Origin of the sequence: Eikenella sp. NML070372 (assembly GCF_001648415.1) — a bacterium.
Classification (GTDB): domain Bacteria; phylum Pseudomonadota; class Gammaproteobacteria; order Burkholderiales; family Neisseriaceae; genus Eikenella; species Eikenella exigua.
Map to the genome: position 1 here is coordinate 86,743 of NZ_LXSN01000010.1, position 19,562 is coordinate 106,304.

Annotated in this window: 20 protein-coding genes; 11 read left to right on the forward strand and 9 right to left on the reverse strand. The window is 50.6% G+C overall.

The features are described from left to right. The gene (locus A7P97_RS09260; protein ID WP_082887663.1) at positions 1-1,164 is read right to left on the reverse strand and encodes a 5-(carboxyamino)imidazole ribonucleotide synthase; all 1,164 of its coding nucleotides are present in this window, start codon (positions 1,162-1,164) and stop codon (positions 1-3) included. Positions 1,165-1,536: 372 nt separating this feature from the next. On the opposite strand from A7P97_RS09260, the gene kdsA reads away from it, so the two are divergent. The 11 genes from kdsA to A7P97_RS09885 all read left to right on the forward strand — a co-directional run bounded on the left by kdsA (position 1,537) and on the right by A7P97_RS09885 (position 10,899). Continuing rightward, positions 1,537-2,388, forward strand: a complete 852-nt coding sequence (gene kdsA / locus A7P97_RS09265) for a 3-deoxy-8-phosphooctulonate synthase (protein ID WP_067529609.1) — start codon at positions 1,537-1,539, stop codon at positions 2,386-2,388. A gap of 22 nt (positions 2,389-2,410) precedes the next feature. After that, complete coding sequence (locus A7P97_RS09270; protein WP_197474146.1) at positions 2,411-2,806, forward strand: hypothetical protein; 396 nt, start codon at positions 2,411-2,413, stop codon at positions 2,804-2,806. A 63-nt stretch (positions 2,807-2,869) separates the two neighbouring features. Then, positions 2,870-3,535, forward strand: coding sequence for a uracil-DNA glycosylase (gene ung, locus A7P97_RS09275; RefSeq protein WP_369799506.1), 666 nt, complete (start codon positions 2,870-2,872; stop codon positions 3,533-3,535). 268 nt (positions 3,536-3,803) lie between these two features. Further along, on the forward strand, positions 3,804-4,064 hold the full coding sequence (locus A7P97_RS10275) for a hypothetical protein (protein WP_125080017.1): 261 nt from the start codon (positions 3,804-3,806) through the stop codon (positions 4,062-4,064). Positions 4,065-4,529: 465 nt separating this feature from the next. Beyond that, positions 4,530-5,915 (forward strand): DEAD/DEAH box helicase, encoded by a 1,386-nt coding sequence (locus tag A7P97_RS09285; RefSeq protein ID WP_067596356.1) that lies wholly within the window; start codon positions 4,530-4,532, stop codon positions 5,913-5,915. A 231-nt stretch (positions 5,916-6,146) separates the two neighbouring features. Beyond that, entirely contained in the window at positions 6,147-7,535 is a 1,389-nt protein-coding gene (gene dnaB / locus A7P97_RS09290) for a replicative DNA helicase (RefSeq protein ID WP_067529613.1), read from the forward strand. Positions 7,536-7,597: 62 nt separating this feature from the next. Then, positions 7,598-8,269 (forward strand): GspH/FimT family pseudopilin, encoded by a 672-nt coding sequence (locus A7P97_RS09875; protein WP_231863633.1) that lies wholly within the window; start codon positions 7,598-7,600, stop codon positions 8,267-8,269. 50 nt (positions 8,270-8,319) lie between these two features. After that, positions 8,320-8,877, forward strand: coding sequence for a hypothetical protein (locus A7P97_RS09295; RefSeq protein ID WP_067529615.1), 558 nt, complete (start codon positions 8,320-8,322; stop codon positions 8,875-8,877). Position 8,878: 1 nt separating this feature from the next. Next, positions 8,879-9,952: a PilW family protein gene (locus tag A7P97_RS10280; protein ID WP_125080016.1), complete on the forward strand. Its 1,074-nt coding sequence runs from the start codon at positions 8,879-8,881 to the stop codon at positions 9,950-9,952. Next, the gene (locus A7P97_RS09880; protein WP_082887664.1) at positions 9,934-10,455 is read left to right on the forward strand and encodes a PilX N-terminal domain-containing pilus assembly protein; all 522 of its coding nucleotides are present in this window, start codon (positions 9,934-9,936) and stop codon (positions 10,453-10,455) included. The genes A7P97_RS10280 and A7P97_RS09880 overlap by 19 nt, the downstream gene beginning before the upstream one ends. A 12-nt stretch (positions 10,456-10,467) precedes the next feature. After that, positions 10,468-10,899, forward strand: a complete 432-nt coding sequence (locus A7P97_RS09885) for a type IV pilin protein (RefSeq protein WP_082880719.1) — start codon at positions 10,468-10,470, stop codon at positions 10,897-10,899. A gap of 62 nt (positions 10,900-10,961) precedes the next feature. On the opposite strand, the gene pheT is transcribed toward A7P97_RS09885, so the two are convergent. The 8 genes from pheT to A7P97_RS09335 form a co-directional block, all read right to left on the reverse strand. Beyond that, positions 10,962-13,325 carry a phenylalanine--tRNA ligase subunit beta gene (pheT, locus tag A7P97_RS09300; RefSeq protein ID WP_067529617.1) on the reverse strand — a complete coding sequence of 788 codons (2,364 nt, stop codon included), beginning with the start codon at positions 13,323-13,325 and terminating at the stop codon, positions 10,962-10,964. 27 nt (positions 13,326-13,352) lie between these two features. Further along, a complete protein-coding gene (locus A7P97_RS09305) occupies positions 13,353-14,444 on the reverse strand; it encodes an HpaII family restriction endonuclease (RefSeq protein ID WP_067529619.1) in 1,092 nt (363 codons plus the stop codon). Continuing rightward, a complete protein-coding gene (locus tag A7P97_RS09310) occupies positions 14,441-15,541 on the reverse strand; it encodes a DNA cytosine methyltransferase (RefSeq protein ID WP_067529621.1) in 1,101 nt (366 codons plus the stop codon). The genes A7P97_RS09305 and A7P97_RS09310 overlap by 4 nt, the downstream gene beginning before the upstream one ends. Then, positions 15,519-15,956 (reverse strand): very short patch repair endonuclease, encoded by a 438-nt coding sequence (locus A7P97_RS09315; RefSeq protein ID WP_067529622.1) that lies wholly within the window; start codon positions 15,954-15,956, stop codon positions 15,519-15,521. The genes A7P97_RS09310 and A7P97_RS09315 overlap by 23 nt, the downstream gene beginning before the upstream one ends. A gap of 56 nt (positions 15,957-16,012) precedes the next feature. Beyond that, entirely contained in the window at positions 16,013-17,005 is a 993-nt protein-coding gene (gene pheS, locus A7P97_RS09320; protein WP_067596355.1) for a phenylalanine--tRNA ligase subunit alpha, read from the reverse strand. Positions 17,006-17,157: 152 nt separating this feature from the next. Further along, the gene (locus A7P97_RS09325) at positions 17,158-17,601 is read right to left on the reverse strand and encodes a DNA polymerase III subunit chi (RefSeq protein WP_067529627.1); all 444 of its coding nucleotides are present in this window, start codon (positions 17,599-17,601) and stop codon (positions 17,158-17,160) included. A gap of 230 nt (positions 17,602-17,831) precedes the next feature. Continuing rightward, the gene (gene trxB, locus A7P97_RS09330) at positions 17,832-18,776 is read right to left on the reverse strand and encodes a thioredoxin-disulfide reductase (protein ID WP_067529629.1); all 945 of its coding nucleotides are present in this window, start codon (positions 18,774-18,776) and stop codon (positions 17,832-17,834) included. 96 nt (positions 18,777-18,872) lie between these two features. Then, positions 18,873-19,277, reverse strand: a complete 405-nt coding sequence (locus A7P97_RS09335; protein WP_067529631.1) for a ComEA family DNA-binding protein — start codon at positions 19,275-19,277, stop codon at positions 18,873-18,875. Between the last annotated feature and the right edge of the window lie 285 nt (positions 19,278-19,562).

Genomic DNA, 19,562 nt, shown 5'->3' on the forward strand with positions numbered 1-19,562 from the left:
TTATTTCCCTTTGCGCTGCAGTTGCCGCTGCAATTTGTGCGCGAGCATAAAAGCGATGTCGGCAGATTGGGAGGAAAGCACAGTGAAGTGTCCCATCTTGCGGCTGGGGCGGGCATCTTTTTTACCGTAGAGATACAGGCACACGTCGGGGCGTTGCAGGAGCGGCAACCAGTTTACCTTGCCTTCGGGCAGCCAGATGTCGCCCAAGAGGTTGGCCATGCTGCAGCAAGAAAGCAGGCGGGTATCGGCAGGCGGCAGGCCGCACATGAGGCGCACTTGCTGTTCGAATTGGTTGCTGGCGCAGGCATCCAAAGTGTAGTGGCCGGAGTTGTGCGGGCGCGGGGCGATTTCGTTCACAATCAGTTTGTGGTCGTTGCCGATCACGAAGATTTCCACAGCCAGCACGCCGACGTAATTCATGGCTTCGGCCAGCTGGCAGGCCATTTCCTGTGCCTGTTTCTGCACTTCGTCGGACAGGCGGGCAGGCACAATAGAGTAGGCGAGGATGCCGTCTTCGTGGCGGTTTTCGGCAGGCGGGAAGCATTCCACCTGCTGGCTGTTGAGTCGGCACACGATCACGGAAATCTCGGAATGCAGGTTAAGCATTTTTTCCAACACGCAAGGCACACTGCCGAGCCGTTTGAAAGCGGCGCGGGCTTCTTTTGGGCTGGACACGCGCACCTGGCCTTTGCCGTCATAGCCGAACATGGCAGTTTTGAAGATGCCGGGCAGGAGCGGCTCGATGGCTTCGTCGGTGAGGTCGGCTTCTTGGGTAACAGGCAGATAAGGCGCGGTTTGGAGGCCGGCTTTGGCTATCCAAGCTTTTTCTTGAATGCGGTTTTGGGCGATTTCCACGCTATCGCCGCTGGGACAAACGCGGGTTTCTAAGGCCAAGGCACGCATGGCTTGGGCGTTTACGTTTTCAAATTCGGTGGTAATGGCGGCGCAGGTGGAAAGGTCGGCCAGTGCACCGAGGTCGTCATACGGGGCGCAGATGTGTTTGTCGGCCAGCACAGCAGCAGGGGAGTTGGGATCGGGATCGAGCACGGTAACGCTGTAGCCCATTTGTTTGGCGGCCACGGTAAACATCCGGCCCAACTGGCCTCCGCCCAAAATGCCCAGCATGGCGGGCGGTAAAATCGGCGTTGTTTTCGCTTTGGTCATGTTCCACTTTCTACACCCGAAGGGGCGCGCTGTCCGCCGGGCTGAAACAAACGCCAGCCTCTGTTTGGTTGTGGTTCCGGCGGCGGCTGGCGGTCTGTTTGCTTGCAGCAAACACGTTACTTTGATGTAGTGTATTGTACTCAAATCTCGGCACAAAGCCTAGTGCGCTCAGGTTGCGCAGTAGGCAATTCATTGATTTTCCCACATTGCCCAAATAGGCTACCTGAAAATATATAAACTATCTTACCCCATTGTTTCGCAGAATCTCGCCTGCCTTCGGCAACCTCGTTTTCAGGTAGCCTTCCGTTTCATTCCGCCCTTTTCCGCTATAATCGCGTCATCTTTAATTCAATCAAACAACGGATACGCACCATGCAAACCGCCCTTTCGCAAATCCCGCTTCACGGCTTCACTATTGCCAACCACCGCCCATTCGTTTTGTTCGGCGGCATGAACGTGCTGGAAAGCCGCGATTTGGCCATGGAAATTGCCGCCACTTATGTGGAAATCTGCCGCAAGCTAGATATTCCCTATGTATTCAAAGCCAGTTTCGACAAGGCCAACCGCTCCAGCCTGCATTCTTGCCGCGGACCGGGTTTGGAAAAGGGTTTGCAATGGTTGGCCGATATTAAATCGGCCTACGGCGTGCCAGTGATTACCGACATCCACGAACCTTACCAAGCCGCGCCAGCGGCGGAGGTGGCCGATATTTTGCAGCTGCCGGCCTTTTTGAGCCGCCAAACCGATCTGGTGCACGCCATGGCGCGCACCAGTGCGATTATCAACGTGAAAAAGGCGCAATTCCTCGCCCCGCATGAAATGCGACACATCATCAACAAGTGCCTGGAGGCGGGCAATGATAAAATCATCTTGTGCGAGCGCGGCTCTGCCTTCGGCTACAACAACTTGGTGGTGGATATGCTCGGCTTTGACACCATGAAGCAGATGAACGTGCCGGTGTTTTTCGACGTTACCCACAGCCTGCAGCAGCCTGGCGCACGCAGCGATTCGGCCGGCGGGCGGCGAGAGCAGATTGTTACCTTGGCGCGCGCCGGCATGGCGGTGGGGCTGGCCGGGCTGTTTTTGGAAGCACACCCCGATCCCGAGCAGGCCAAGTGCGACGGCCCCTGCGCCCTGCGCTTAAGCCAGCTCGAGCCTTTCTTGAGCCAGCTCAAACAGATTGATAATCTGGTAAAAGGTTTTGCCGAGCTGGATACGCATTAAATCCACTGCAAGGAGTATCATCATGACTACACAACCCGATCCCACCTACCCCGTGCCCACTGCTGACACACCCACGCCTGAGCAGCGCAACTATATGTATGCGATTTACGGCCTGTATGCGCTGGGTATAGTCGGCTTTACCTTGCCCACTTTCGTCGGCGCCATTGTGGCTTATGTGAAGCGCGACGATATGCGCGGTACGATTTATTTCGACCACATCCAATTTCTGCTGCGAACGTTTTGGGGCAGCTTAATCGGCTTTGTGGTGGGCTTCCTGCTTACCATTACCTTTATCGGCGTGATTCTCGGCGTGCCGCTGGTGGTGGTGATTTGCTTTTGGTATCTCTTCCGCGTAGTGGTCGGCGTCGTGCGTTTAATTGACAATCAACCCGTTACGCCGGACGGCTGGCTGATGTAACCCCAAAGGCTACCTGAAACGGCGGTTCCCGTTTTTCAGGTAGCCTCTTCCCATCTAAAAGGAATTCCCATGCAAACTTGGCACGAAGCCATCGGTGCGGAAAAGCAGCAACCCTATTTCCAGCACATCATCCATAGCGTGCACAACGAGCGCGCAGCCGGGCAGATTGTGTACCCGCCTGCCGCCGACGTGTTCAACGCCTTCCGCGCCACCGAGTTCGGCAGGGTGCGCGTGGTCATCCTCGGGCAAGACCCGTATCATGGCGCCAACCAAGCGCACGGACTGGCCTTTTCTGTGCGCGAAGGCGTGGCCGTGCCGCCATCCCTGGTAAATATTTACAAAGAGTTGGCACAAGATATCCCTAGCTTTCAAATTCCCAAACACGGCTATCTGCAAAACTGGGCAGAGCAGGGTGTGCTGCTGCTCAACACCGTGCTCACTGTGCGTGCCGGCCAAGCTCATTCCCACGCCGCGCTGGGCTGGGAAACCTTCACCGACCACGTGATTGCCGTGCTCAACGAAGGACGCGAACACTTGGTATTCATGCTGTGGGGCAGCCATGCCCAGAAAAAAGGCGCGATTATCGACCGCGCCCGCCATCTGGTGCTCACCGCGCCGCACCCCTCGCCGCTCTCCGCCCACCGCGGCTTCTTCGGCTGCCGCCATTTCTCACAGGCCAATGCCTATTTGCAACAGCACGGTCTGTCGCCGATTGATTGGCAAATCTGAGCTGCTAACGTGCTGTGCCTGATGCTGTTTGCCGCCGCCCTGCGCCCGGCTTTGGCAGCATGGCGGGCACACCGCCAGGCGGCATGGGTTGGGCTGTTGATCATGGCGCTGCGCTGGAGCCTATGTGCTGCACCGGCCAGCAGGATGCTGGGCAGTTTGAGCTACCACTTGCTGGGTATTGGCCTACTGGCCTTGATGGTGGACATTCCGGCAGCGTTCTGCCTGGCCGTATTGCTGTTGTTGTCCTATATCTTGGCTGTGGCAAGGCGTGGGCGATTTAAGTGTGGCGGGGCTAACGGTTTTGGCCGGCATTGTGCCGCCGCTGGTCGGCGTGGCGCTGGCGCGGCAAATCGTGCAGCGGCTGCCGCGCAACCTGTTTATCTACATCTTCCTCAACGGCTTTTTCGCCGCCGCGGCCGGCATCCTACTCAGCGCGGACGCAAATGGAGTGTTGCTGTATCTGGCCGGAACTTTTCCCACTGCCGTCCTGCTGGATTCCGTACTGCCGGTGTTCTTTCTGATTGCCTGAGGCGAAGCCTTCCTTACCGGCCTGCTGTCTGCCATCTTCATCGCCCTCAAGCCGCATCTGATCACCACCTTCTTCAATGTCGACTACCTGAGCCAAAATGCGCGGCAAATCTGGAAATAGGCCGTTGCAAAGGCTACCTGAAAACCGGTTTTTCAGGCACAATACGACCTGTTCGGCATCTTGCACTGCCGGCCTTTTATTTGAACTTCATTGAAGCCCACGTTTTCAGGTAGCCTCCGGTCGGGTTTCCCGGCCACTGCCTACTCCTGAAACACTTTTTGTGGCATTTTGCTGTGCCGGTTTGCGCACAATTTTCAAGCGTATCACCGGCCTGCTTTAACTTCGTTACCGCCCCTACTTTCAGGTAGCCTTCAGCCTTTGCCGGCCAAATTCATCCAAACCGCCGCCAAAGCCCATCCCCATTCCCCGCAGCCGCCCACCGCACAGCTGCCACACGGAGCAAATATGAACAACCCCTTCACCAATCTCGGCCTTTCGGCCGAAATCACCACCGCCCTGGCCGACCAGGGTTACGAGCAGCCCACCGCCATCCAAACCGCCGCCATCCCCAAAGTGCTGGCCGGTCACGATCTGCTGGCCGCCGCCCAAACCGGCACCGGCAAAACCGCCGCCTTCATGCTGCCCAGCCTAGAACGCCTGCGCCGCTACGCCACCACCAGCACCTCGCCCGCCATGCATCCGGTGCGCATGCTGGTACTCACCCCTACCCGCGAACTGGCCGACCAAATCGACCAAAACACCGCCGCCTACATCAAAAACCTGCCGCTGCGCCACACCGTGCTGTTCGGCGGCATGAATATGGACAAACAAACTGCCGACCTGCGCGCCGGCTGCGAAATCGTGGTGGCCACCGTGGGACGCCTACTGGATCACGTACAGCAAAAAAATATCCGGCTGGATAAAGTGGAAATCGTGGTGCTCGACGAAGCCGACCGCATGCTCGACATGGGCTTCATCGACGACATCCGCCGCATCATGCAGCTGCTGCCCAAACAGCGCCAAACCCTGCTGTTTTCCGCCACATTCTCCCCTCCCATCCACAAGCTGGCGCAAGATCTCATGTACCAACCGGAACAGGTGCAAACTGCCCCGCAAAATACCACCAGCGCAAGCGTTGAACAGCATATTATCGCCATCGACACCGCACAAAAGCGCAATCTGCTGGAGCGGCTGATTGTGGATTTGCACATCAATCAGGTAATCGTGTTCTGCAAAACCAAGCAGAGCGTTGATCAGGTAGCCCGCGACCTGAAACGGCGCGGCCTCAGCGTGGCGCCGATTCACGGCGACAAATCGCAGCAGACCCGCTTGGAAACGCTCAATGCCTTCAAGGCCGGCGAACTGCGCGTGCTGGTGGCCACCGACGTGGCCGCGCGCGGGTTGGATATTGTCGAGCTGCCATTCGTGATCAACTATGAAATGCCCACCCAGGCCGAAGACTATGTGCACCGCATCGGCCGTACCGGCCGCGCCGGCGCCGAGGGCGTGGCCATCTCGCTGATGGATGAAGACGAACAGAAAATGTTTGAAGCCATTAAAGAACTCATTGGCAAAGAACTGCCGGTGGAACGGATTGAGGGCTTCGAGCCGCGCTGGTGGCAACATCAGCAGGAAGGCAGCCGCCCCGCCGCCGAGCACTCCTCGCGCGAAACACGTGAGCCGCGTGAAACACGCCACAGCCGACGAGGCCGCAACTCAGACAGCCGCAGCAAATCCTTCTCACGCAGCAGCTACTTCGACAGCCCCGCACAGGAATGCGGCCGCATCCCCGACCGCCGCAGCCGCCCTGTGTGCGCATTGGTACAACCAAACTACGGTGTTGATAGCTGAGCGTCCTGCCTGCGCCGAATGAACCTGCCTTATCCGACGGAACTAAAGGACTGTTCCATACCCTGTGTGCAAGCAACAAAAGTGACGGAATTTGTCAGTTTACTCCGATCAGTCGGGGTACACTTCGAAAGCTATCTGGAAAACAAATGGATACCGGTTATCAGGTAGCCATGAACCACACATTAAGTAACGTATTTTTCAGGGGTCCCTATTCCCCCGCCACAACTAATTATGAATATTCAAGACCAAAGCAACGAAAGCCTCGCCCTACCACCACACTCCATAGAAGCCGAACAGTCGGTATTGGGCGGACTGATGGTGGATTCCTCCGCCTGGGACCGCATTGCCGGCACCATCTCGGAAGAAGACTTCTACCGCTACGAACACCGCCTAATTTTCCACGCCATCGCCCACCTAGCTGAACGCAACCGCCCCGCCGACACCATCACCGTGGAAGAAGTATTGCAGCGTGAAGAAGTGTTGGAGGAAGCCGGCGGCTTTGGCTATCTGGTAGATTTAGCACAAAATACTGCCTCTGCCATCAACATCTCCCGCTATGCCGAAATCGTACGTAGCCGCTCCATCATGCGCCAACTGGCACAAGCTGGCACAGAGATTGCTAGGAATGCTTACAATCCGCAAGGCAAGGACGTCAAACAAATGTTAGACGAGGCAGAAGCCAAAATCTTTAAAATCGCGGAAAGCACCAGCAGAGTGCAACACGAGTTCTTAGAGATGCCTGCCATGCTGAAAGAAGCAGTCGCCAAAATCGACAAGGCTTACTCGAGGGAAAATAAAGACGATGTAACCGGCATTCCAACCGGATTCATTGATCTAGATAAAAAAATAGCCGGTTTGCACGGCGGCGATCTCATTATCGTCGCTGGGAGACCAGCAATGGGGAAAACCGCTTTTTCATTGAATATCGCGGAAAACGTCGCTATCAGTACGCACCTGCCCGTTGCCATCTTCTCAATGGAAATGGGCGGTGTGCAGCTGGTAATGCGTATGCTTGGTTCGGTTGGGAGGCTGGATCAGAGCTTACTCAAAACCGGTCAATTGCAAGACGAACATTGGAGCAAGCTCAATGACGCTCTGCACAAACTGTCAGACGCTCCCATCTTTATCGACGAAACTCCTGCCTTAAATTCGTTGGAAGTCCGTGCCCGCGTACGCCGACTGGCTAGAAGAAAAGGCAAATTAGGGCTGGTGGTTATCGACTACTTACAGCTGATGAACGGCACCGGCCACAATAACAATAACCGTGCAGCAGAATTGGGAGAAATTTCTCGTTCACTTAAGTCACTGGCCAGAGAATTGGATATTCCAATTATCGCCCTCTCCCAACTGTCACGTACTGTTGAATCCAGAACCGACAAACGCCCCATGATGTCCGACTTGCGTGAGTCCGGTGCCATCGAGCAGGATGCCGACCTGATTATGTTCATGTATCGCGACGAATACTATCACCCCGATACCGATAAAAAAGGAGTAGCCGAATGTATCATTGGCAAACACCGTAACGGCCCCACTGGCAAAATTCCGCTGATATTTACCGGCGAATTCAGCAAATTTGACAATGCTGTACATACTGGGCATACTTACTTCACTGAAGAATAAGAATAATCCTAATCAATCCACCTATTTTTGGGTGCCCCATTCCCCGTTTTAGAGTGATGGCTATGAAAACACAACAACATATCCAGGGTTTTACCTTGATAGAACTAATGATTACCCTAACCCTTATTGGGATTATGGCCACGCTCGCCATGCCAAGCATGAGTGATTTTATTTCAAATCAAAGAATTGCTGGGCATATTGACCGTGTTGTTACTACCTTTAGATTTGCCAGAACAGAAGCTGTTCGGCGTAACGCACCCGTGCTTATATGCGGAGGAATTAAGTTAAAGTCTGACGCAAAACCTGATAATGGCTGTGATAAGGGAGGTAGCTCCCTATTAGCATTTGTTGATAGCAACAAAGATGACGACTATCAAAGTAGTATCACCAATCCTAACAGCGATATTGATTTACGCTCTGTCTTGATCGATCAAGGCAATGTCAATATCACTTATTTGGATATTGGTTTTAATAAGCTATCTACCTCAAACACTAAATACCGGTTTATATTCTTACCCAATGGTTCTTTTGGTACTGGAATAAAAAGCGGATCCAGTGTACCTTACACCTATGCCTCGCACTACATTAGAATTTCAGCCAGTGATGGCAAACGAGTACGGATGGCTCTCATTGCACCTAGTGGAAGAGTTGTCTCGTGCAATACATCCATGACGCCTGCTGTATTTGATAGGATTCAGGCAGCTGATTACAAAAACTTCTGTGCTCTCTCATAATCATAATTTTAGGACCCTTATAAACCATGGCTCATACAAAGAAATTTCCCATGCTAAAACTACAATCAATGCGCGGAAGTACCTTGCTTGAAGTATTGATATCTGTTTTTATTATGGCTTTCGGCATCATGGCTTTAATGCTTGCACAACTAAAATCTGTTGGTAATGTCCGCGAGGCAGAAATGCAAACTCGTGTTGCCCAGGCAGTACAAAACCTATCTGCAGGTATGCTGAGCAATCCAGATGTCATTACCAATTTAGGTAGTGCTAGTAACGTCAATGCCAAATTACAATATTCAAACTATAAAACCGCTTCTTGGGTCAATGTTGACAGCAATCCTCCGACCGCTAATGTTATATGTGGGTTAGGTTCTGCCAACTCAACCGTGACAAATAGCGAGTTTACTACTTGTATTACGAATGCGTTTGTGAATGAGTTAAAGATTGCATTACCAAATGCCGGCAATATTGCCTACAAAATAGACAGTACAAGCGGAGCAACCCCCACGACCACCATATCCGTCAAATGGTCAGAAGCTAATGATGATGCAGCGGGGGCAAATAGTGATAATTATACCTTCCAATATAGTGCCGTCGTAGGAGATTAACATGAGGAAAAAACAACTTTCTCCAATTTTCCCCCTTCTTCCGCAGAACACAGAGTATGGTTTTACTCTAATTGAATTCATGGTGGCCAGCTCGCTTGCCTTGGTTGTATTGCTGGCTATTGGTATTACTTACGGCACCACCAGCAGAATGAAAAGAACATCAGAAAACCGCCTAGCCGCACAACAAGATTTACGCAACGTATCAGAGTTAGTCTTACGTGATGCTCAAATGGCAGGTGCCTTCGGTTGTTTTAACATGGGTAACTTAGTCCCAAAAGAACTCCCCACTTCTCCTGGCTCAAGTGATGGGTTTCAATCTCCTGCTAAATTTCAACTTAAATTGGGTGACCCAAATTATAACGGCATTAGCACCATGAGCAATACTGATGCAAGCGCCGCATTTTCTCGCCATAACTTTATTCCCAAACCAAGATCAAAAGTTCTCGTTTTTACGTACGGGTTACATCCCACTCCTCTTGATAGCACAGGAACAAAAACAACTGGTGCTTCTGAAGAGTTAAGATCTGTGGTACGAGCAAGCGGACATGTTGCTTTATCTTCTTGTTCACGAATGTATATTGATAAACACAGAGGCAACAACATTAAAATTAACAGCAATGAAGTAGATGTATCTGATTTTGGTACAGGCCCGCGTACATCAAACTCAAATAATAGTGCTGTTTTTTATATCCCACAAACTACACTATCTCAGGTATATAGTGCTGCCTACGTTGTTGGTCGTATAAATGGGGTTAATGACACCGATGCTCTTTACCGTTTTACCTTAGATAAAAATGGGCAGTGGAGTAACCCTCAGTTAATGGCTGCAAATATACAGAGCATGCAATATTCTGCCATATATTCTGGCTGTGACGATACTAGTACTAAGGTTACTTTTTCTGAAAATAGAGACCAGCTAAAATCAACAGCAAATATTACGCGTGTATCCACCTTACCCACCATTATTGAGGTACAATTACGGCTTAATAATAGCCCATCAACTTACGGTGTCGTGAATCAATATTTAATTCGTGCAAACGTCCGTGGAGGTAATATATGTGCCAACCTATTCTAAAACAAAAAGGTTATACTTTATTTGTTGTTCTAATTATGATGCTGGTAATTGCAATAGTTGTAATTGCTAGTATGCAATCTACTAATACTGAAATGCGTATCAGCTCAAACGAAGCGGATCGGAAGTTTGCTCTCTCACTAGCCGAACAAGCTTTACGTAGTGGTGAATCTCGTATTTTAGAAGTAGGGAATGCCGAATTTGATAAACAGGAACCTTCTAATAGTTGCTCAAATGGGATTTGTGGTGGTAAAGCATCTGAGTCCACGCCAGTATGGAAACGTTCGGATGATAGTGTAGATCTGAATACCAACGGGAAAGGTAGGTACTGTATTTCTGGGAATAGCAATAAAAATAATGCTTGTTATATGGTTGAGCGTTTGGGTGGCACTCATCAGGATCAAAATGCATCGAAAAGTATTTTCCGGGTTACAGCTAGAGCATGGGGCGCAAACTCTAATACAGTTGTGACTTTGCAATCTTATGTAGAGTACATCAGCTCATAACAGGTCAAGAATATGAAAGCCCAAACTGGATTTACCCTCCTAGAGCTATTAACAGTGGTTGCAATTATTGCTATATTGACAATCATTGCCCTGCCTTCCTATCAAGCTTATGTTGAACGAACTGATTTAGCAGTTGCAAAAAATGAGTTATTAGATATTGCAGCGCAAATGCGACAAAATAAAATACTCAATAATGGTAACTACTCTACTGCTGGGCTAGCTAGCTTGATTAACTCTAAAAATAGCAACCCCACAGGCAAATATACGTTTACTTCAGGGTTTGGGAGTGGTTCATCTATTAACAGTTACTATGTATACCTCCAACCTAGACCTAGCAACTACAGAAAGTCCCTTTACATTACAGCATCTGGTACTATCTACGAATGCAAAACTGTAAGTGAGGCACAAAGCAAATCATCTTCTTGTACAATGATTAACAAATAGATTTTATTTTATATAACTAAGCCGGTTACTTGATATCTAAGCAGCCGGCTTCTTATTCTTATCTATCTTAACTGTGCACCAACAGTTTCAGCAGCAGCAATCAACCTCTGTACGATCTCTTCAACCATATCATCTGTCAAGGTACGTTCAGTATCCTGCAAAATCACTTTTACTGCCATACTTTTCATGTTTTCAGGTAGCCCTACTCCGCGATACACGTCAAATATGGCCACTGCCTGAATGAATGGACTCTTCACAGCCAAAAGTGCTGTCAAGAGATCGTCATACGATACTGTCTCCGACACCACAAACGCCAAATCCCTGCGAACTGGGTGGAGTTTCGATACCGCCTGATAGCGCGTTTTTTCGCATTCCAACACGGCGGCCATGTCGATTTCAAATACCAGCGGTGCTTGTTGCGGCAAGTCGTATTTTTGCAGCCATTTTGGATGCAATTCGCCAACGAAACCGATGACTTGCCCGTCTGAAACGATATTGGCAGCGCGGCCAGGATGCAGAGCGGGATGTTCGGTTTTGACAAACTCAACTACTTTGTTTTTCAACAGATTTTCTACATCAGCCTTGATGTCGTAAAAATCCGCGTTTCGCGTTTTCTCGCCCCATTGTTCGGGCATCGCCGCGCCGTACCACAAGCCGCCGATACGTTCGTCTTGTACAAACTGGCCGTCTGAATCCTTGCTGAACACGCGGGCGATTTCGAACACACGCACGCGGTTTTGCTTGCGGTTCAGATTGTTTTGCAAAATTTCCACCAAGCCGCCGATAAGCGTGGAACGCATCACGGCATACTGCGCCGCCAGCGGGTTTTGCAGGCGGATGGGGTTAGCGTTGGCGGCAAAGTCGTGTTCCCACTGCTCGTCAACGAAGGCATAGCTGACCACTTCGCGGTAGCCGCGCGCCGCCATTTCGTTATAAACGGCAAAACGCGGACGGCGGGTTTCGGGCAGCGCCAGCATTTTCAGACGACCTGACGTGTAATCGTCGGGGATGTTTTCATAACCGTAAACGCGGCCGATTTCTTCAATCAAATCGGCCTCGATTTCGATGTCGAAACGGAAGCTCGGCGCGGTAACGCGGAAGCCTTCCGCCGTTTTTTCAGGCTGCAGGCCCAAGTGCTGCAAAATGGTTTCCACCTGTTCGGCGGGAATGTCCACGCCCAACACGGTTTTCAGACGGCCTAACCGCAATTCGACCTGCTTCGCTTCAGGTAATTCGCCCTGCGCTTCCACCATTTCGCCTGCCGCACCGCCGCAGATTTGCAAAACCAATTCGGTAGCGCGCTCGATGGCATCAGCCTGCAAACGGTAATCCACGCCGCGCTCAAAGCGGAACGACGAGTCCGAACCAAAACCGTACTGGCGCGATTTACCGGCGATGATTTCAGGCGCAAACCAAGCCGCTTCCAGCACAATATTTTGTGTGTCGTCTGAAACCGCACTTGCCGCGCCGCCCATCAGACCTGCCAAGCTCAACGCGCCTTTTTCATCGGCTACTACCAGCGTGTTTTCAGACAGGGAGACGGTTTTCTCGTTCAGGCATTCCAGCGTTTCATCTTCGCGCGCGCGGCGGATGTGCAGGCTGCCTGAAAGTTTGTCGGCATCGAAAACATGCATCGGCTGACCGATTTCCAGCATCACATAATTGCCAATGTCCACCAGCGCGGAAATACTGCGGATACCGCTGCGCTCCAAACGCTGCTTCATCCAATCCAGCGTAGCGGCGCGCGCGTTCACGTTTTCAATCACGCGGCTGATGAAGCGGCCGCAATCGGCAGGCGCATCAATCTGCACGGGCTGTTTGCGGCTACCCGTGATTGGCGCGGCATGGATTGCAGGCTGCTTGAACGCGCAACCCGTCAGCGCGGACACTTCGCGCGCAATGCCTTTGATGCTCAGACAGTCGGCACGGTTCGGCGTGATTTTCAGCGTGAATACCGTATCGTCCAAATCCAGATATTCACGGATGTTTGCGCCGACAGGAGCGTCTTGCGGCAGAATGTGCAGGCCGTCCACACCGTTTTCAGGTAGCCCCAACTCTTTGGCGGAACACAACATCCCGTTCGACACCACGCCGCGCATCTTGGTCGGCTTGATTTTGAAATTGCCCGGCAACACCGCGCCCGGCAACGAACACGGCACTTTGATGCCCGCTTTCACATTCGGCGCACCGCACACAATCTGCACCAACTCACCCGTGCCCGCATCGACTTGGGTAACATTCAAACGATCGGCATCAGGATGTTTTTCAACGGATTTCACTTCGGCAATTACCACGCCCGTAAACGCAGGCGCGGCAGTCTCGGCTTCTTCCACTTCCAAGCCGGACATAGTTAACAAATGTTCCAGCTTATCGGCGGAAAGTTCGGTATCGGCTTGGGTTTTCAGCCATGAGTAGGAGAATTGCATGTTATGTTCTCTGACTATTTACAATATTTAAATCTTGATTTGGAAATTCAACTTAAAGAAAAATCTGTCGCCTTCTTCATAAACGCGGGCAAAATTATGCCTAGACGTACTCGGCGTATCAAATTTGGTATTGAAGAACAAATAGTCTTCAAATTCATTTTTGCTATAGATATGATAACAAACTATTTCCCCATCATTTTTAACTACTAAATATCCTCCGGTAGCATCATATTTCCCCTGCCACACAGTTGTCGCCACCATCCCCAAAGCCGAATCATTCAGGAAGCGTTTTATTTTATAAGCATAAAATTGGTGCTTATGCTGTTGATCGTAGCCATTGGGGTTAATGGAGCAAACTATTTGTGCCAAATCGCCGACAGAAGCGGCTTTTCCCGAGTAATAGGCCTTTATCATTTCAACCAATATTTCAGGCATCTTGCTGTCTATGAGCATCAGGTTGTTTCTGAATATCGGATTGTCCACACGGGAAAACTTCAAATCAAAACCCAATTCCCTAATCTTGGCAATTCTCTTTTGTACTTTGCCTTTTTTGTCATTGATACTATTGACCGACTCAGTAAATTCATTATCCCAATTTGGAATTTCAAATGTGAAATTGGTTGCCTGGCTGGCATTGAACAAAGTTGCTTTGCTGCCCAACTCGGATTTAATGCTGAAACCCAGCAACGGGCAAAACCCGGTGCGCACATCGTGCACGACAATATGAATATCGCTCTTAGACTGGGATTTTTCACTTACCTTGGTACACCCTATCCGATGCAAAAAATCTTCGATTTCGGGAATTGAAAAGCTACCTTTTTTTTCATTTCCAGATCCTGTTTTAATCCTCTTCAAAAGGAATGCCGCTTTTTCTTTAAAATCATCAACCGATATTTGAAAAGAATCTGTTCCTGCCAGTTCTATTACAACATTTTGCTTGCTATCCGAATATGAAAACTTTTGACTTTGCTCTTCCCGAAGGATAGATAAGATAGGCAAAATCAAATTCTTGATTTTATTTAACCTGCTATCCCCCAATGCCAACTCCCCATCAGCGAGAAGCTTCAATAAAACATAAGGTTCGCTCCATTCCCCGCGATTGCCTGAAAATCCCGTCATAATTTGATTTCCTCCAACTTGCAGATTATCTTTTCCGCCACCGCCTGAATCGCCGGCACGGCAACCGAATTGCCAAACTGTTTGTATGCGGAAGCATCCGCGACGGGGATTTTGAATTCTTCAGGAAATCCTTGCAGCCTTGCCCATTCGCGCGGGGTCATTTTTCTGATTCCCTCGCGGTTTACCTCGCCTTTGATATTGGTGGTCGGAGTAAAATCGGTAATGCGTTTGTCAATTACCAAATTCCTCTCCCTCCCCATACCGCCGACGACAATCGCATTGGCAATCCCGTCATCGGGAATAATTTCATATCCGAACCCATTACCCTTTTCTTCATGTCTTTGTTTGTGTTTTCTTAAAGTATTAATGTATTGAGTAGACAAATAATATTTTGTCGGCACGGTATCTTTTTCCCGTATATCCTTAAAGGCTACCTGAATTCCTGTCGGTTCGGGATATTCGAAATCTTTGATATTGGGATCTCCCCAAAAGCCCACAATAAAAATCCTTTCGCGGTTTTGCGGCACCCCGAAATCCTTTGCATTGACAATTTTCGGCTCGGGTACAAAATATCCCAAATCGTCCCTCAACGTATTCAATATCGTCTGCAACGTCCTGCCTCGGTCGTGGTTGGTCAATCCTTTTACGTTTTCCAAAAAGAATGCCTTGGGACGGTGCCTGCGGATAATTTCCGCTACATCGAAAAACAATGTACCGCGCGTATCTTCAAACCCTCCGCGCCGACCGGCAATCGAAAAGGCTTGACAGGGGAAACCCGCACACAGCACATCAAATTGCTTCGGAATGTATTGTTTGGTTTCTTCCAAAGTAATATCGCCAAACGGCACTTCTCCGAAATTGGCTTCGTACGTCAGTTTGGCTTTCTCGTCCCACTCGCTCGAGAACACGCATTCCCCACCCAAGTTCTGCATGGCGATGCGGAAGCCCCCGATACCTGCAAACAAGTCGATAAAGGTAAATTTGGGTTTCAATGCCGTCTGAAAAGTATCGTTGTTTTCAAAAAGGCGGTATTGCGCTGCTTTTTCTTTTAACCGTTCGTCCTGCCCATTGCCCTTAATCTTGTTTTTGTAAATCAATTCGTCTTGCTTGGATGATTTCTTTGACTTTTTCGGCATGGCAGCCTGCATTTTTAACGACATCGTTACTCCAAAAACGTAAAACCGTCCAGCCATCGGCTTTCAGACGACCTGTTACTTCCATATCCCGTCGGATATTTCGCTCTATCTTAGTAATCCAAAACTCACGATTTCCCTTTATTTCCGCTTTTTTCCGTTCCCAATCTTTACCGTGCCAAAACTCGCCATCGACAAACACGACCACTTTGTATTTTTTAAATGAAAAATCAGGTTTTCCAAAAATGCTTCCGCTATTTTTCCGATATCTGAGCCCCAAAGCCCACATCGCTTTTGCCAACACAAGCTCGGGTTTTGTCCCTTTACTTTTGTTGGACTGCATACATTTTTTGCGTTGCTCGGGGGTTAATCTGTCCATTTCGGGCTACCTGAAAATGTGCAGGCTGCTTTTTCATTTTTAGGCAGCCTGCACAATCATTTCGAAAACTGCTTCAAAAAGTTCAAATCATTATCAAAAAACAGCCGCAAATCGTTCACGTTGTAACGCAACATGGCAAAGCGGTCGAGGCCGATGCCGAAGGCGAAACCGGTATATTTTTCGTGGTCGATATTCACGTTTTTCAACACATTGGGATGCACCATGCCGCAGCCGCCGACTTCCAGCCATTTGCCGTTTTCGCCCATGATGTCGATTTCTGCGGACGGTTCGGTAAACGGGAAGAAAGACGGACGGAAACGTACCTGCAAATCATCGCGTTCGAAAAAGCGGCGGATAAAATCGGTGAATACGGCTTTCAAATCGGCGAAGGTTACGCCCTCTTCTACCCACAAACCTTCAGTTTGGTGGAACATAGGCGAGTGGGTCGCATCGCTGTCCACGCGGTAAACGCGGCCGGGGGCGATAATGCGGATGGGTGGCTCTTTTTTGTCGAGCATGTGGCGGATTTGAATCGGTGAAGTGTGCGTGCGCAGAACATCGCCGTTTTCAACGTAGAACGTATCCTGCATGGCGCGGGCCGGATGGTTTGCGGGAATGTTCAAAGCTTGGAAGTTGTGGAAATCGTCTTCGATTTCCGGGCCGTCTGCCACTTCAAAACCCATGCCGTGAAAGAGTTCGACCACGCGCTGCAAGGTCAGGGTTACGGGATGCAGACCGCCATTTTCCTGCGCGCGTCCGGGCAGGGTAATATCGAGTGCTTCGGCGGCAAGCTGGGCTTGCAGTTTGACTTCGGCCAACTCGGCGCGTTTGGCATCGTAGGCGACTTGGAAACGCTGCTTACATTCGTTGATGAACGCGCCGACGGTTTTTTTCTCTTCGGGCGGCAGGCTGCCGAGCTGTTTGAGCAGGGCGTTGAGTTCGCCGGTTTTGCCGAGATACTGGGCTTTAACGAGCTCGAGGGCTTGCTGGTCGGCGATGTTTTGGATGGCGGCAATGCCGGCGGCGGCAATTTGTTCTGCGTTTTGCATATTTTATTGTGAAATGATGATAGGAATGAGGCGACACACCTGCAGGCTACCTGAAAAATCCGGCAGTAGAACCGAAGGTGAAGAAGGCGGCATTTTAGCCGAAAATGGGCTGTTTTTATAGCAGACCAGCAAAGCGGACGGCGGACAAAAAACTAGGCTTTGCCCTGCATATTGTGGTGTTCGATTTTGAAACCGCCGTTACGGTAGGCAGCAAAACGACGGCGGGCAGCGGCAAGCTGGGTTTCGCTGCGGCCGACGATTTCCAGCACACGTTCCGGCGTATTCGGCGCATCGCTCCACAAGTCTGCCGATAAATTCAGCACCACCAGGCTGCTGTCCGCTGCGGGCAGAGCTTCATCTTCGGCCAGCAATATCGGCGGTTCTGTCGGGCACGGGTTTTCTTCTGGCAGCCAGATTTCATGCGGCAAGAAGCTTTCGGCCTCGAATGCCCACAGTTGGCGGTCAAGGGTTGCCAGCTGTTCCGCACTACTGCCCCAAACTAGCACGCGGCAGCCGGCTTCAACTGCGCGTTTAGCCAAACGGCAGGCGAAGATTTCCAAATCGGCAACGTGGGTGTAGAAGGTAACGGTGGGCATGGAGGCTACCTGAAAAATGGTTTTACGGAATGTTTTGATTTTCAGGTAGCCTGTTCATTGCCAGCAATGATTTGTGGTACTAGGAGTATTGCCTTGCGGTTAGGCTACCTGAAATTTGATTATAGGCGAGAGGCTACCTGAAGTGATGTTTCGGCGCAGCCGAAGCTGAGTTTCTGCGAAACTAAAACGGCTTTTCAAATATTTCGCACTTTCAGGTAGCCTGTTGGCACTCAGTGTTGGTCAAGCCAGCGTTCAGCATCGAGTGCGGCTTGGCAGCCGGAGGCCGCGCTGGTGATAGCTTGGCGGTAGGTGTGATCTTTCACGTCGCCCGCCGCCCAGATGCCTTCGATGTTGGTTGCGCCGACGTTGTTGCCACTGCCACCTTTGGTTTTCAGGTAGCCCGCATCGTCCATTTCAAGCTGGCCTTTGAAGATGTCGGTATTGGGTTTGTGCCCGATGGCGATAAATACGCCTTTGACGGCGATGTCTTCGCTGTGGCCGTCGTTGAATTTCAACCGCGCGCCGGTTACGCCGCTGTCGTCGCCCAATACTTCTTCCAATACGGCTTCGGTTTTCAGGATGATTTTGCCCTCTTCCATGCGGCGCATCAGTTTGTCCACCATGATTTTTTCGGCACGGAAGCTGTCGCGGCGGTGTATCAGGGTTACGGTGTTGGCGATATTGGCCAGGTAGAGTGCTTCTTCCACGGCGGTGTTGCCGCCGCCGACAACGGCTACGTCTTGTTTTTTGTAGAAGAAGCCGTCGCAGGTGGCGCAGGCGGACACGCCGCGTCCGGCAAAGGTTTCCTCGCTCGGCAGACCGAGGTATTTGGCCGATGCGCCGGTGGCGACGATGAGCGCGTCGCAGGTATATTCGCCCGCATCACCAATGAGTTTGAACGGGCGTTGCTGCAGTTGCGCGGTGTGGATATGGTCGAAAACGATTTCTGTGCCGAAGCGTTCGGCGTGGGCGAGAAAGCGTGCCATCAGTTCGGGGCCCTGCACGCCGTCGGCATCGGCAGGCCAGTTGTCCACTTCGGTGGTGGTCATAAGTTGGCCGCCTTGTTCCAAACCAGTAATGATGATGGGATTGAGATTGGCGCGGGCGGCGTAAACGGCGGCGGTGTAACCAGCGGGGCCAGAACCGAGGATGATGAGTTTATGGTGTTTGGGCATATTCTTCTCCAAATAAAATAGTATTTATTGTACCCGCTTTCGGGCATAAAAACACCGCCGGCAAAATGGCTGGCGGTGCATAGTGTTTGGTGCTTATCAGGGATTGGTAGCAGATTTGTTGGTAGCTGGCCGGGCGGCGGCAGGTTTGCTGGCAGACGGTTTGACTGCAGGAGTAGCTGGTTTGGCAGCAGCCGGTTGCTGCTGTTGCTGCTGAGTAGCCGGACGGGTGGCAGGAGCACGGACAGCCTGACCATTGCCTATGGTAATTTCTGAAGAAATCTTCTGATAAATGCCGTTACCGATACCACGTACATTCTTAATGTCTTCGGGAGATTTGAACGGGCCATTGGCTGTGCGATATTCCACAATTGCAGCAGCCTTAGCCGGACCGATGCCATTCAAGGTTTGAAGCTCTTGCGCGGTGGCTGTATTAATATTAACTTGTGCTAATGCCCAAGAAAAACTTAACAGGGTAAAAACGACGAAAAGAAACTTCTTCATACAGAACTCCTTATACAATTAATCGGGCGAAATACTGCTCCTTAAAGATACAGTATTCACGCTATGATAGCCTGACATTACTTATCACACAAGCATCTTTACCCATAAGTAACAAATAATTGCATTTTACCTTATGCGAAGTTGGTTCGCTCTTCCTTCTTTTCCAACTCACACTGTACCGCTATCCCGGATTTCCATTCCTTTCATCATACTCCCACAAAGCACAACACCCGCCATCAGGCGGGTGTCGTAAATAGGTGTTTGGCAGTGTCCTACTTTCGCACG

Coding starts and splice junctions, on each gene's coding strand:
- A7P97_RS09260 (WP_082887663.1), bottom strand. CDS start 1,164: ATGACCAAAGCGAAAACAACGCCGATTTTACCGCCCGCCATGCTGGGC.
- kdsA (WP_067529609.1), top strand. CDS start 1,537: ATGCAAACCGCCCTTTCGCAAATCCCGCTTCACGGCTTCACTATTGCC.
- A7P97_RS09270 (WP_197474146.1), top strand. CDS start 2,411: ATGACTACACAACCCGATCCCACCTACCCCGTGCCCACTGCTGACACA.
- A7P97_RS09285 (WP_067596356.1), top strand. CDS start 4,530: ATGAACAACCCCTTCACCAATCTCGGCCTTTCGGCCGAAATCACCACC.
- dnaB (WP_067529613.1), top strand. CDS start 6,147: ATGAATATTCAAGACCAAAGCAACGAAAGCCTCGCCCTACCACCACAC.
- A7P97_RS09875 (WP_231863633.1), top strand. CDS start 7,598: ATGAAAACACAACAACATATCCAGGGTTTTACCTTGATAGAACTAATG.
- A7P97_RS09295 (WP_067529615.1), top strand. CDS start 8,320: ATGCTAAAACTACAATCAATGCGCGGAAGTACCTTGCTTGAAGTATTG.
- A7P97_RS10280 (WP_125080016.1), top strand. CDS start 8,879: ATGAGGAAAAAACAACTTTCTCCAATTTTCCCCCTTCTTCCGCAGAAC.
- A7P97_RS09880 (WP_082887664.1), top strand. CDS start 9,934: ATGTGCCAACCTATTCTAAAACAAAAAGGTTATACTTTATTTGTTGTT.
- A7P97_RS09885 (WP_082880719.1), top strand. CDS start 10,468: ATGAAAGCCCAAACTGGATTTACCCTCCTAGAGCTATTAACAGTGGTT.
- pheT (WP_067529617.1), bottom strand. CDS start 13,325: ATGCAATTCTCCTACTCATGGCTGAAAACCCAAGCCGATACCGAACTT.
- A7P97_RS09305 (WP_067529619.1), bottom strand. CDS start 14,444: ATGACGGGATTTTCAGGCAATCGCGGGGAATGGAGCGAACCTTATGTT.
- A7P97_RS09315 (WP_067529622.1), bottom strand. CDS start 15,956: ATGGACAGATTAACCCCCGAGCAACGCAAAAAATGTATGCAGTCCAAC.
- pheS (WP_067596355.1), bottom strand. CDS start 17,005: ATGCAAAACGCAGAACAAATTGCCGCCGCCGGCATTGCCGCCATCCAA.
- A7P97_RS09325 (WP_067529627.1), bottom strand. CDS start 17,601: ATGCCCACCGTTACCTTCTACACCCACGTTGCCGATTTGGAAATCTTC.
- trxB (WP_067529629.1), bottom strand. CDS start 18,776: ATGCCCAAACACCATAAACTCATCATCCTCGGTTCTGGCCCCGCTGGT.
- A7P97_RS09335 (WP_067529631.1), bottom strand. CDS start 19,277: ATGAAGAAGTTTCTTTTCGTCGTTTTTACCCTGTTAAGTTTTTCTTGG.